The following is a 13,619-nucleotide window of genomic DNA, read 5'->3' as shown; positions in this document are numbered from 1 at the left end:
TCAGAACTTATAACCACGGTGCAAAGCAACAATACCGCCAGTTAAGTTGTAATAGGTTGTCTGATCAAACCCAGCATCGTCCATCATTCCTTTCAATGTTTCTTGATCAGGATGCATACGAATAGACTCAGCTAAATAGCGATAACTTTCGCTATCATGAGCAATGATTTCACCGATTTTCGGTAATAAATGAAATGAGTAAGCGTCATATATTTTTGATAAAGGCTCTAAAATCGGCTTAGAGAACTCAAGCACTAATAAGCGACCACCGGGTTTTAATACACGGTACATCGAGCGTAGTGCTTGTTCTTTATCGGTAACGTTACGCAAGCAAAAACTGATCGTAATACAATCAAAATAATTATCAGGGAAAGGCAGTTCTTCGGCATTTGCTTGAACATAACCAACGTTACCAATCACGCCACTATCACGTAGCTTACTGCGACCAACTTTTAACATTGAGTTATTAATATCAGCTAAAATAACTTGTCCACTGTCACCCACAATACGAGAAAACTTAGCGGTTAAATCACCAGTACCACCGCCTAAATCAAGCACACGTTGACCACGGCGCACACCACTGCAGTCAATCGTGAAACGCTTCCAAACGCGATGAATACCCATCGACATTAAATCATTCATAATGTCGTACTTTGCCGCTACTGAATGGAATACTTCAGCAACCATGGTTGCTTTTTCCTCTTTGGCCACGGTACGAAAGCCAAAGTGGGTCGTGTCTTGTGTGGTGTCCGTCATGCTCAATCCATTATGTGTCCTCGCGCTCATTCCATTATCACAATAAAATAGCTGACGAGGATTAAATTCATTTATTCAACTGGCTTAGTGTACTTGATGGTTGTCGTTTGCTCAAAGTGGTTTACTCTTTAAGCACTACAAATCAGACTCAGTCGCTGAAGTGATATGTGAAAAACCTCTCGCATCATGCAACTGTGACTGCGATTTTTCAACTAATTGCGAGCTAATATCACGCTTCACTTCCACCCCCAATAACTTAAAACTTTCAGCTTGGCGAATAACATTCCCTCGCCCACTGACTAATTTATTCATGGCGCTATGATAACTTTGACTGGCCTTATCTAATGACGTACCTAATCCTTCCATATCGGTAACAAATAAGCGTAATTTGTCGTATAACTTACTTGCTCGATCAGCAATTTCTTTGGCGTTTTGATTTTGACGTTCATTACGCCATAAATTATTAATGGTTCTCAGTGCCACCAGCAAAGTCGTTGGGCTAACCAACATAATATTGAGATCCATTGCATCACGAATCAGTTTAGGATCAGCGGCAATCGCGGCTTGAAAAGCAGGTTCAACCGGAATAAACATCAACACATAATCCAAACTTTGAACGCCATGCAACTGATGATAATCTTTGCGGCTTAAACCTCGCATGTGTGCTCGCATTGAAGCAATATGCTCACTCATTGCCAGTTCTCGCGCCGCCACAGTGTCGGCATTAAAGAACCGTTCATAAGCCACTAATGACATTTTAGCATCAACCACCACATCCTTTTGCTGAGGTAAATGCACCACCACATCTGGCTGATAGCGTTTGCCATCTTCATTTTCTAGGCTGACTTGGGTTTGATATTCATGCCCTTCACGCAGTCCTGATTCGGTTAATACCCGCGCGAGTACCACTTCTCCCCAATTACCTTGAGCCTTATTATCACCTTTAAGCGCTTGAGTTAGATTCACCGCTTCCTGCGCCATTTGCTCATTGAGTTGTTTAAGATGATTAATTTGATGGACCAGAGTATGACGTTCGCGGGATTCTTGTGTGAAGTTATCGTTAACTTGTTTTTTAAAACCTTCCAGCTGCTCTTTCAATGGCATTAATAAACGCTGAAGACTGATTTTATTCTGCTCATCGACACTTCGAGTTTTGTGTTCAAACAATTTATTAGCAAGGCTTTCAAATTGCACCCGTAATCGCTCTTCGGCATTTTCTAATAATTGAATTTTTTCTTCGGCCGATTTTTGTTCTTCAAAATGACGGGCATCTTGTTCACGTAAATCCGCTTCAAGACCAGCATTAATGATTCGTGCGTTATCTAATTGTTCTGATAAATACAGTTTTTCATTTTGAAGCGCTTCAAAATGACGCATTTTTTCAACCGCAGCCGATAAATTACCATGCAGTTGTCGAATTTCATGGGTTAGGCGATCACGCTCGTCATCCATCTGCTCGAGTTCTTGATTACGCTCATTTAACTGCTGCTGTAATTGTTGCTCACGTAATTGCAATAACCGACTATCAGCCTCTGCTTGCTGCTGATGTAATTGTAATGTTTGCTCAAAACGTCCCTTTAACCATAGTGTGGTAATAACACTCGCCACTGTCGCGCCAGAGATCGCTGCCAACAGGGAAATCATGCCACCACTCAACCATTCCGTCATATCAAATACTCTACAAAAAACACGCATCCATTTCTGTTGTAAGGCTAAGTCGATACTGGATAAATGTCCAGTTCAGTGATTTTTATTGATAGTACTATCACTGTTTATTGTTGCCACTCAACGCGTTAAACGCATCATAAACACCCCCTTCATCATTTGCCCCATAAAAATAAAGCCTGTCACAATGACAGGCTTAATCATAACGTCTACTCAAGCAACCTTTGGCCGCAATCACTCACACCTTATCGGTTGTGAGTACCGTTTGATGCCAGCTTTTACCCCATTTTGACCACAACACAAATAAACCAGGAATCAGTAACCACATCTGTAGGGTCATCAACATTGGCGTTGCTAAATCTAAACGCTGAGTCAAACTTACCATCACGCCAGCACCACTCATCTGAAATAGGCCTAACAATGCCGCAGCAGTACCTGCACGATCACCAAAAGGCGCTAATGCTTTACCTGCCGCAGAGCCTAAGACAAAAGCAAACCCAAATGAGCAGATAAAAATAGGCACCATAAATGCCCATGCTTGATTGATTGTACTCAGAGCCAACATTAAACCACCAGCGGCAGCTAAAATAATCAATCCGGTTTGCAATGTTGCTCGCGTACCAAAACGATCCATAAATTTAGGCGCAACCATGCATGCTGTAATATTTAATGCCGCATTAATGCCAAACCATAACGTAAATTGGTTCATGTCTGCCCCAAGATGGCTCATTAACCATACCGGAGCCGACGTCACATACGCTAAAATAACCGCCATTGATAACATGCACAGACTCGCATGGTATAAAAAAGTAGGTTCACGTAATACCGACCAATAACGACTCAGACTTAACGTTGAACCACTCACATGAGTATTCGTAGGACGGGTTTCTTTAAACATCGTCATAATGAACAGCCCAGCAACGAGTGCAAAACCTGCCATAAAACTAAAATTTGAACGCCAACCAAACTCATGGGTTAACCAGGTTCCTAATAACGGTGCTAAAGCGGGAATAAAACAGATTGCACCATTTAAGTAACTGATCATACGACCACTTTTTTCAGCACCAAAACTATCACGCACCGCAGAGAATGCCGCAACAGAAGTCGCACAAGCACCAAACCCTTGTAATAAACGCGCCGTTAAAAGCATGTCTAAATTGGTGGCTAAATACGCCATTAAGGCACTAAAACCATAAATAACAATCCCAGCTAACGCAATTGGGCGGCGTCCAAAACGATCCGCTAATGGTCCTGCCAATAATTGCCCCAAACCAAGGCTGAACATAAACCATGTCACGGTATCTTGTACACGCACAGCATTAACCCCAAAACTATCGGCAATAGCTGGGAAAGCGGGTAAATAAATATCAATAGCCAACGGGCTAAATAGCACCAAAACCACCATTAAAGTGACTAATTTGGTATCGGTAGTAGGGGGTGTCGACGAGGTCATATGTTGTTCCTAAAAGATGATCGCGCCAAGTTTACGGCTTTAGAGATATGAATAGAAATGGTATATATTCAATAGCACTTTTCCTTTGGGGAATATCAGCAATGATTGCTATTGCTCCTATGCTCGCCGAAATAACACCGCCCTATCGAAAATATAATAAATGCCAATCAATTACTGATTCGCTAATTGAAGCCAACCGCCAAACACGCTAACGTAACTATATTAACTTACTTACTCAGCTGAATGTTTGCTGGTGTTATGTAAGTTCACCGTTTATGTCATCGCCTCGATGATGCTTTAATTAAAGGACGAAAACATGCAAGCTGCAATTTCGCAACGTGTTGAACAAATCCGCCACTGGCTCACTGAAAATCAGTTAGATGCATTATTGATCCCTCACGAAGATGAGTTTCTTGGTGAATACATTCCTGATCATAATGAACGCCTACACTGGCTAACTGGATTTAGTGGCTCAGCTGGTGCTGCCATTATTACTCGTGATGATGCTGCTGTTTTTGTTGATGGTCGTTATGTAGTACAAGTACGTAAACAAGTCCCGAGTGATGTTTTTCAATACTGCCATCTTATCGAGCAGCCACCAGTACAATGGGCACTTGATAATTTAGCCGCTGGTAGCAAAATTGCGATTGATGCTCGCCTTCATAGTGCAGCATGGCTTAAAAATGCCACCACTACTATTGATGGTGAATTAACCTTAGTGTGTGTTGATGAAAACCCTATTGATCAACTATGGCTAGACCGCCCAGCGCCTGTATTGTCTGACGCTCAATTAATGGGACTTGAATTTATTGGCCAAGCAAGTACAGATAAGCGCCAACAAATTGCTGCTTTACTAACAACACAAAAAGCCAATGCTGCCTTTTTAAGCCAGCTCGATAGTATTGCATGGCTACTCAATATTCGTGGTGATGACATCCATTGCCTACCTGTATTACTTTCAGCTGCAATTATTCACAGCGATGCTTCAGTTGATTTTTATATCGACCATCACCGCTTACCAGAAGGCTTTGCCGCCCATGTAGGTGCTGGCGTGGCCATCTGTAAACCGGAGCAACTAGCAACTGGGCTAGCCGCTCTTGCAGGTAAACGAGTACTGTTTGATTCAACAAATAGTAACGCATGGGCAGCGCAACAATTAACAGAGGCAGGAACCCTATTAATTGAAGCAGCAAACCCAACCTTACTGCCAAAATCGACTAAAAATGCCACCGAGATGGCGGGTATGAAAGCGTGTCATATTCGTGATGGCGTCGCGATCAGTAAATTCTTAGCCTGGATTGATGCGCAAGTTGCAACAGGTCATTTACTGGATGAAGCCCAATTATCAGATCAACTGTGGCAATTCCGTCAGTTAGATCCAAGTTGCAGTGATGTGAGCTTTGATACCATTTCAGCGGCAGCAGGCAATGCGGCAATGTGCCACTACAATCACCTTAACCAACCGCAGCCAAGTAAACTGCAAATGGATACCGTGTACTTAGTCGATTCAGGCGGTCAATACCCCGACGGTACTACCGATATTACCCGTACTATTGCCATTGGTCAGCCGGGTGATGAGGTTAAGCAAGCCTTTACTTTAGTCTTAAAAGGCCACATTGCATTAGCATCTGCACGTTTCCCTAAAGGCACCACAGGTAGCCAACTTGATGCGTTAGCACGTCAACATTTATGGGCGTATGGGTTTGATTATGATCATGGTACTGGTCACGGTGTCGGCCACTTCCTAAGTGTCCATGAAGGACCACAACGGATAGCTAAAGCCTATAATCCAACGGCATTATTGCCAGGTATGGTGTTGTCTAATGAACCTGGATATTACCGCGCAGATGCGTTTGGTATTCGTATTGAAAACCTTGAAGCGGTAGTCGAAGTGGCAACCCAAGGTGATATGACGGTAATGGGATTTGAATCTCTGACTCGCGCACCAATTGATAAGCGTTTAATTGATTTAAGCTTATTAACAGATATCGAACTCGCGTGGCTTAATCATTACCACCACACAGTGTTTGAGGTTATTAGCCCAGCCTTAGACGGTGATGATTTAGCATGGTTAACTCAAGCAACAGCACCATTACAACGCTAATAATAACGTCGCATTAATAATAAAAAAGCCAGTGCATCACCTTTTGCACTGGCTTATTGTGACCTTCAAATGTGGTTACCCCGAGTAAACCGCGTCCCAGTCTTTCCACACCACCTCAAATCCTCGCTGCTTCACCGCCATAGCAACCTCTGCCACACTGCGATCATCACTGATTGCAAATTGCTCTAACTCTGGCGTGTCATCAGCATAACCGCCCGGCTGAGTTTTTGAACCCGCTGATAGGCTAGTTACCCCTAGTGGTAATACATTATCACGAAAATGGGCTGATTCACGAGTGGATAACGATAACTCAACTTCATGATTAAACAACCGATAAGCACACAACAATTGCACTAACTGGCGATCTGTCATTACTGATTTAGGCTCAATACCACCAGTACACGGCCGCAACCGTGGAAATGAAATCGAATAACGACTCTGCCAATACTGGCGCTCAAGATAGGCCAAATGGTTCGCAACAAAAAAACTGTCCGTACGCCAATCGTCCATTCCTAATAGCGCTCCAATCCCTATTTTATCGATACCAGCTTGTGCCAATCGATCCGGTGTTTCAAGTCGATAATCAAAGTTAGTTTTATTACCGCGTAAGTGGTGTTTGGCATAAGTTCGAGCATGATAAGTTTCTTGATACACCATCACCGCATCTAAACCTAAATTTTTTAGCTCTCGATATTGCTGCTGTTCAAGCGGCTGAACTTCCATTGCAATATGATTAAAGTGGGATTTAATTTGAGGCAATGTATACCTGAAATAGTCCATCCCAACTTTAGTTTGATGCTCACCGGTTACCAACAACACACTATCAAACTGAAGTGCTTTGATCGCTTTACATTCTCGCTCAATATCAGCGGTAGTTAATGTGCGTCGCTTAATTCGATTTTCCATTGAAAAACCACAATAAGTACACGCATTAGCACACAAATTAGAGAGATATAATGGCACATAAAAATGTATCGCATAACCAAACCGCTGCCGCGTTAATAACGCTGCTTGTTGTGCCATTGATTCTAAATAAGGCTCCGCGGCGGGTGAGATTAACGCTTTAAAATCGTCAAGATCACACTGCGGTTTAGCCAGTGCACGTTCAACATCTGCAGCCGTTTTAGCGTAAATCGATAGGCGAATATCATTCCAATCCAATTGCCGCCATACATCAACAAAACTCATTCTCGCTCCTTAGCATTCACTATCGAGAAAAGCCGTTAATGGACTGGATGCAACAGCATGACTCACTGTACCCGCTAATCCCGCTTTATAAGCCATACGACCACTAATAACCGCCCATTTAAATGCTTCTCCCATCGCAACCGGATCAACAGCAGTCGCAATAGCGGTGTTAACTAAGACAGCATCTGCTCCCATTTCCATTGCCGCGGCAGCATCAGACGGAGCACCAATTCCTGCATCTATAATCACTGGCACCTGCGCTTGATCGATAATAATTTGCAAAAAATCACGTGATACTAAGCCTTTATTTGAACCTATCGGAGCCCCTAATGGCATCACCGCTGCACAACCCACCTCTTCTAATCGTTTACACAATACCGGATCAGCATGACAATAAGGCAAAACCACAAAGCCTTGTTTCACCAACGCTTCTGCAGCTAACAAGGTTTCAATCGGATCGGGCATTAAGTATTTGGGATCAGGGTGTATCTCTAATTTAAGCCAGTTAGTACCTAACGCTTCACGGGCTAATTGCGCAGCAAATATGGCTTCTTTAGCATTTTTAGCACCCGAGGTATTGGGTAAAAGATTGACTCCAGCAGCCATTAAAGGCGCTAAAATATCATCCGCTTGATGAGCTAAGTCGACCCGTTTCAGAGCCATGGTAACCAATTGAGACTCCGAGGCTAATAACGATGCGGTCATTACATCACGATGAGAATATTTTCCAGTTCCAGTAAACAACCGCGAATCAAATATTTTATCGGCAATAGTGAGCATGTTAGCCTCCTGCTATAACTTGAAAGAGCGTGATCTGATCGTTATGGTTCAACACTGTTGTTGACCATTCACTACGCGTAACAATGGCTTGATTTATCGCAATTGCAGCGCCCACCGTTGGTAGGGTTAATTGCTCAACTAACTCGGTTAGACATTGTTGTGAATGACATTCCACAGCTTGATTATTTAACCAGACGGTTATCATTGTCATTACACTGTACCTCCATTAACAAGGTGGTGATCACCACAGACGGGACACTGTTGATCAATATTGATTCCAAATTGACGCCACTGCCCTTGTGAACCATCAAATTGAGAAAGGTGATTTACATCAACCATATTCGTCTCAACAATCGCTTTTATGACTGCAAGCGCCTGCATGGTGCCAATAATTCCTACTACAGGCCCCACAATGCCACCACTACGACAATTACGCACTTTGTCCGTATTTGGTACAGCTTGAGGCAATAAACATTGATAACAAGGTCCAATCCCAGTTCTAAAGTCAAACGTCATTAACTGTCCTTGCCAGCCTATCGCAGCCCCTGAAACTAAGCGCTTTCTCGCTGTAAAACAGACATCATTAATCGCATAGCGGGTCGAAAAATTATCACTGCAATCAACCACAATATCAGCTTGATCAACTTCCAACGCTAACTGCAAACCAGCTAATCTCGTTGTGACCGCGCGGTAACGATTAAGTGGATTTAACGCCCGCATTTGAGCACACGCAGCCTGCGCTTTATTACACCCAACATCTGCTTCACGATACAAAACTTGGCGCTGTAAATTCGACACTTCAACTACGTCATCATCAGCAATGACAATCGTACCCACGCCAGCCGCCGCTAAATAAAGCCCAACAGCAGAACCTAAACCACCACCGCCAACAATTAACACCTGAGTATTTTTCAGTTGTTGCTGTCCTGGTTCGGCAATATCAGCCACCATCAACTGGCGGCTATAACGCATAAATTCAGTGTCAGAGAGCGCAGTGTTTATCATTCCGCCCTCCTGCAGCCACATCTTCAGTGTTGGGCACCAATATCTTGTGCAATTCAGTGATCATAAGTGCAGGATCGGCAGCTTGAGTAATCGCACTCACAACAGCCACGCCAGAAACCCCAGTGCGCCACACTTTTGCTGCACGCTCAATGGTAATGCCACCAATTGCCACTGTTGGTACTCGATCACCAATCAATTTTTGATAAAGTGCTAATCGGCTCACGCCTTGAGGTAATGACGGCATATTTTTAGTTGATGTCACAAAAATATGGCCTAAAGCGATATAACTGGGCTGATATTCAAGCGCACGTAAGATTTCATAATAACCATGGGTAGAAATGCCAAGCCGTAATCCCGCTTGTTGAATCGCAACTAAATCAGCGCTATCAAGATCCTCCTGACCAAGATGAACACCATAAGCATGATGCTTAATTGCCAGCAGCCAATAATCATTAATGAACACCTGAGCTTGAGCTAACTCACCAGCAACAATGGCTTGTTGGATTTGGTGTTCCAGATCGGATACTTGGGGGGGGTTGATCCGTAATTGGGTAGTTTTAACACCGAGCTGTAATACCCGCTCAACCCAATCAGCGCTCTCTAGCACAGGATATAATCCAAGCTTACTCGACCCTAAAGCCGCAAATGGAGCTACCTCTTGACCATCAATTAACCATCCAAGTTGTTTTATTTGAGGATGATTTATCGTTAAAGCACGAGGAAATACTTTGGCATCTGTAGGCCAAACAAGCTCTCCTTGTGTACGATAATTATGATCTTGATAACTGTGTTCGTGATAACTCCGCGCATAAGCACGTGCCAATACCACTGCATCTTCCAATGGATAATCAAGCGCAAGTGCCACCAATAACATTGCCCGTTGTGCCTCACTGGCACCACTATGACGACAATACACTGCTCGAGCCTGCCCTTGATGATGCCAAATATCCACACAACCATCATTCACGGGAAATCCACAGACCACTAAGCTAGGATCTGCAGCGACTTTTTGTTGCAACTGAGCTAATTCAGTAAAAGGGGCGAGCCACTGATCCCAAATTTGATACGTTGGAGGGGCACAATCTTCATCTGCAGCAACAAAATTAAACGCTAATGAGCATGCCTTAGTCATAGTTTTGATATCAATTAATGGTTCGTTGCTATGCACCGTTACTGTCACTGTATCGCCTAGTTGGTATAACTCAGCAGGTACTAACAGTGGTTCGATGTGCATTAATAATGGCATTAGATGAGGGGGAAGCGATAACGTGTTCATTGATTAATCCTCTTTAGCAGGGTGATACAACTCACTGCCACGAGCTCGAAATTCCGCCGCTTTTTGTTCCATACCTACACGAGGGTTATTACTCAACGTAATATCTATTGGCGATAGCGTTTTCGCGTAATCTCGAACTTCTTGAGAGATTTTCATTGAACAAAATTTAGGGCCACACATTGAACAAAAGTGAGCCACTTTGCCAGATTCTTGCGGTAAGGTTTGATCGTGATAATCTCGAGCAGTTTGTGGGTCAAGGCCTAGATTAAATTGATCTTCCCAACGAAACTCAAACCGTGCTTTTGATAATGCATTATCACGAACTTGTGCTCCAGGGTGGCCTTTGGCTAAGTCTGCCGCATGCGCACACAGCTTGTACGTGATCAAACCGACTTTTACATCATCTTTATTGGGTAATCCTAAATGCTCTTTTGGTGTCACGTAACACAGCATTGCACAGCCATACCAACCAATCATGGCCGCTCCAATACCAGAAGTAATATGATCATAACCCGGCGCAATATCTGTTGTCAGAGGTCCAAGTGTATAAAATGGCGCTTCATGACAATGTTTAAGTTGCTCATCCATATTAGCTTTAATCATATGCATCGGCACATGACCTGGACCTTCAATCATCACCTGAACATCATATTCCCATGCAATTTTGGTTAACTCTCCTAGCGTGCGTAATTCACTAAACTGCGCTTCGTCGTTGGCATCAGCAATAGAGCCAGGACGTAAACCGTCCCCCAATGAGAGCGAGATATCATACTGAGCACAAATCTCACAAATACTGCGGAAATTTTCATACAAAAAACTTTCTTGATGATGCGCCAAACACCACTTAGCCATAATTGAGCCGCCACGAGAAACAATCCCTGTCACCCGTTTAGCCGTCATAGGTACATACCGTAATAAAACACCAGCATGAATAGTGAAGTAATCGACACCTTGCTCAACTTGCTCTAATAACGTATCTCGAAAAACATCCCAATTTAGATTTTCCGCAACGCCCTTTACTTTTTCTAATGCTTGATACATCGGTACGGTTCCAATTGGTACCGGACTATTACGAATGATCCATTCTCGTGTTTCATGAATATTACGTCCCGTCGAGAGATCCATCACCGTATCTCCTCCCCAGCGGGTCGACCATACTAATTTCTCAACTTCTTCTTCAATGGATGAACTAACGGCGGAATTACCAATGTTAGCATTAACCTTTACTAAAAAATTTCGCCCAATAATCATTGGTTCAACTTCTGGGTGATTGATATTTGCAGGAATAATCGCGCGCCCAGCCGCAACCTCTTGGCGCACAAATTCAGGCGTGATTTGTAAAGGAAGATTAGCACCAAAATTAACGCCAGGATGTTGTTGATTTAGCGTTTCATCATTAGAGGGCACTCGCCCCATATTTTCGCGAATCGCAATATATTCCATTTCAGGCGTAACAATACCTTGGCGGGCGTAATGCAGTTGAGTAACACACTTACCGTTATAAGCACGTCGCGTTGGAGCGCGCTGATTAAAACGCAATGAATCCAAACTCTGATTATGTAAGCGTTCATTGGCGTAGTCAGAACTTAATTCAGATAATAATTCAGTATCATTACGCTCAATGATCCACCCTTCGCGCACAGGGGACAAACCACGATAAATATCTATAGAGTGGTCGGGATCGGTATAAAATCCAGAAGTATCATAAACATGAATCGGTTGGTTCGGTTCAAAAATAGGGCTTTGTTTAGGACCACTAATAAGGCTATCAGCTAAAGCGATCTCTCTCATCGGTACTGAAATATCAGCACGACTACCAGTAATATAGACTTTTCGTGAATTAGGATAGGGTTGAGCCGTTAATGACTCGATAAATTGTTTCGCTTCCAATCTCGCTTGCTTGCGATTCGACACAGCAATTTCCTTTCAATGTTATAGGGAAAAATGCTTATCAGATGGGCGTAAACAAGAGCAATGCATACAGTTATGCATCATCAAATACATACAGTGATCCTCAATAAGGATATGCAGTAAAGATAACCTCTTGTTCCCTTCGCAGGTATTAGCCTGATCAGGTTCAACGGATCCCGCAATGCGGTCTCAGCCATATGGCACTCCGACAAGTAAGTGAATTAGTATAAGTACTTTGGTTGTAATCGCAACAGTTTATTAACAATGAACAACACACAGTGACAGATAGCAAAAAGCCGTGCAATTTTCCACGGCTTTTAATTTCATGGTAATCACTACAATGTTTATTGTGAGATAAGTACATCACACTTAAGGTGCTGAGCTAATGTTTCACTTACATCACCAAAAAGATGAATAGTAGATTTGTGATAACCCGTAATAACCAACTTAGCTTCAACTTTTTCAGCTAATTCTTCGATATGCTTAGTAATATCACCATTAGCAATATGTAATCCCGAAACAGGGTAAGATGAAGCTGCCGCTAACTCTGATAATTGTGACATCCGCTGTTTAGCAATTGCATCGTGCTCTTCTTGCAGTTCAATCTCAACATCAATAAAACTCACATTACCAACACCAGGCTCAACATAAGCAACATGCAGTTCAGCATTATTTTGGTCCGCAATGATTCCAGCTTTTACCATTAATTTATGCGCAAATTTATCTTCAGGATTAACAGCAAGTAATATTGTTTGATATAGCGACATAGCCTATCTCCATGAGCCAACGCCCAGTAGTTAATTTCTTAGTTGTGATTATGATGCTATAAATGTAGCTATACAACCAACTATGTGCCGACATTTTAATTTACGCTTAAATCAATGATTGCAGTTATCGAGAGTATTAACCAACTCAACAAGCGATTATTATGACGGTTTTTAATTATCACTTTTAACTGAAACGAGATACCAATGAGCCAATATATATTACTAGGATTCATCGCAATTGGTGGTGCATTCGGCGCCTGCTCACGATACTTAATTTCGGAGCTTTGCGTTATTTTATTTGGCCGTGGCTTCCCATACGGAACATTAACCGTCAATATTATTGGTTCGCTAATTATGGGGCTATTAATGTCGGGATTAAATCAAGGAATGATTGAGGCAGCACCATGGCGCCCAATGATTGGCTTAGGCTTTCTTGGAGCATTAACTACCTTCTCAACCTTTTCAATGGATAACATTGTAATGATGCAGCAAGGTGAGTTTATTAAGGCTGGCTTAAACATCGTACTTAACGTAACCGTCAGTTTGTTTGCTTGTTATATTGGCTATCAACTAATGATGAAAAGCTAATAATCATTCAAACATATAACCGCCGCAAGGCGGTTTTTTTTAGTCAAGATAAAGAGAATAGTGGAAACGCAGGAAACGCAGGAAACGCAGGAAACGCAGGAAACGCAGGAAACGCAGGAAACGCAG

12 protein-coding genes and 1 riboswitch are annotated in these 13,619 nt (G+C 42.7%); of the genes, 2 read left to right on the top strand and 10 right to left on the bottom strand.

Going from position 1 to position 13,619, the window contains the following annotated elements; genetic code table 11:
* The 3 genes from ubiE to Q0V26_RS14640 all read right to left on the bottom strand — a co-directional run bounded on the left by ubiE (nucleotide 1) and on the right by Q0V26_RS14640 (nucleotide 3,874).
* Complete coding sequence (gene ubiE / locus Q0V26_RS14650) at nucleotides 1–756, bottom strand: bifunctional demethylmenaquinone methyltransferase/2-methoxy-6-polyprenyl-1,4-benzoquinol methylase UbiE (RefSeq protein ID WP_080158820.1); 756 nt, start codon at nucleotides 754–756, stop codon at nucleotides 1–3.
* Nucleotides 757–891: 135 nt separating this feature from the next.
* On the bottom strand, nucleotides 892–2,424 hold the full coding sequence (rmuC, locus tag Q0V26_RS14645; protein WP_080158819.1) for a DNA recombination protein RmuC: 1,533 nt from the start codon (nucleotides 2,422–2,424) through the stop codon (nucleotides 892–894).
* Nucleotides 2,425–2,659: 235 nt separating this feature from the next.
* Entirely contained in the window at nucleotides 2,660–3,874 is a 1,215-nt protein-coding gene (locus tag Q0V26_RS14640) for a multidrug effflux MFS transporter (RefSeq protein WP_080158818.1), read from the bottom strand.
* 316 nt (nucleotides 3,875–4,190) lie between these two features.
* Here Q0V26_RS14640 and Q0V26_RS14635 point away from each other — a divergent pair, with 316 nt between their 5' ends.
* Entirely contained in the window at nucleotides 4,191–5,978 is a 1,788-nt protein-coding gene (locus Q0V26_RS14635) for an aminopeptidase P family protein (RefSeq protein ID WP_297483051.1), read from the top strand.
* A gap of 75 nt (nucleotides 5,979–6,053) precedes the next feature.
* Here Q0V26_RS14635 and thiH read toward each other — a convergent pair whose 3' ends face one another.
* The 7 genes from thiH to Q0V26_RS14600 form a co-directional block, all read right to left on the bottom strand.
* Nucleotides 6,054–7,166, bottom strand: coding sequence for a 2-iminoacetate synthase ThiH (thiH, locus tag Q0V26_RS14630; RefSeq protein WP_297483048.1), 1,113 nt, complete (start codon nucleotides 7,164–7,166; stop codon nucleotides 6,054–6,056).
* Nucleotides 7,167–7,175: 9 nt separating this feature from the next.
* Nucleotides 7,176–7,946 (bottom strand): thiazole synthase, encoded by a 771-nt coding sequence (locus Q0V26_RS14625; RefSeq protein ID WP_297483046.1) that lies wholly within the window; start codon nucleotides 7,944–7,946, stop codon nucleotides 7,176–7,178.
* A 1-nt stretch (nucleotide 7,947) separates the two neighbouring features.
* A complete protein-coding gene (gene thiS / locus Q0V26_RS14620) occupies nucleotides 7,948–8,157 on the bottom strand; it encodes a sulfur carrier protein ThiS (RefSeq protein ID WP_235865969.1) in 210 nt (69 codons plus the stop codon).
* Entirely contained in the window at nucleotides 8,157–8,951 is a 795-nt protein-coding gene (locus Q0V26_RS14615) for a HesA/MoeB/ThiF family protein (protein WP_297483043.1), read from the bottom strand. The genes thiS and Q0V26_RS14615 overlap by 1 nt, the downstream gene beginning before the upstream one ends.
* Nucleotides 8,929–10,227, bottom strand: coding sequence for a thiamine phosphate synthase (thiE, locus tag Q0V26_RS14610; protein ID WP_297483040.1), 1,299 nt, complete (start codon nucleotides 10,225–10,227; stop codon nucleotides 8,929–8,931). Before thiE ends, Q0V26_RS14615 begins: the two co-directional genes overlap by 23 nt.
* 3 nt (nucleotides 10,228–10,230) lie before the next feature.
* Nucleotides 10,231–12,141: a phosphomethylpyrimidine synthase ThiC gene (thiC, locus tag Q0V26_RS14605; RefSeq protein ID WP_297483037.1), complete on the bottom strand. Its 1,911-nt coding sequence runs from the start codon at nucleotides 12,139–12,141 to the stop codon at nucleotides 10,231–10,233.
* Between the two features lie 117 nt (nucleotides 12,142–12,258).
* Nucleotides 12,259–12,356, bottom strand: a riboswitch (TPP riboswitch).
* Nucleotides 12,357–12,482: 126 nt separating this feature from the next.
* Entirely contained in the window at nucleotides 12,483–12,905 is a 423-nt protein-coding gene (locus Q0V26_RS14600) for a universal stress protein (RefSeq protein ID WP_080158811.1), read from the bottom strand.
* Between the two features lie 204 nt (nucleotides 12,906–13,109).
* Between Q0V26_RS14600 and crcB the strand changes: the two genes are divergently transcribed.
* On the top strand, nucleotides 13,110–13,493 hold the full coding sequence (gene crcB, locus Q0V26_RS14595; protein ID WP_045036888.1) for a fluoride efflux transporter CrcB: 384 nt from the start codon (nucleotides 13,110–13,112) through the stop codon (nucleotides 13,491–13,493).
* The last annotated feature ends 126 nt before the right edge of the window (nucleotides 13,494–13,619 follow it).

This window comes from uncultured Photobacterium sp. (assembly GCF_947039875.1).
GTDB lineage: Bacteria > Pseudomonadota > Gammaproteobacteria > Enterobacterales > Vibrionaceae > Photobacterium.
The sequence above is the reverse complement of the archived record's forward strand: the minus strand, read 5'-3'. Positions and strand labels throughout refer to the sequence as shown.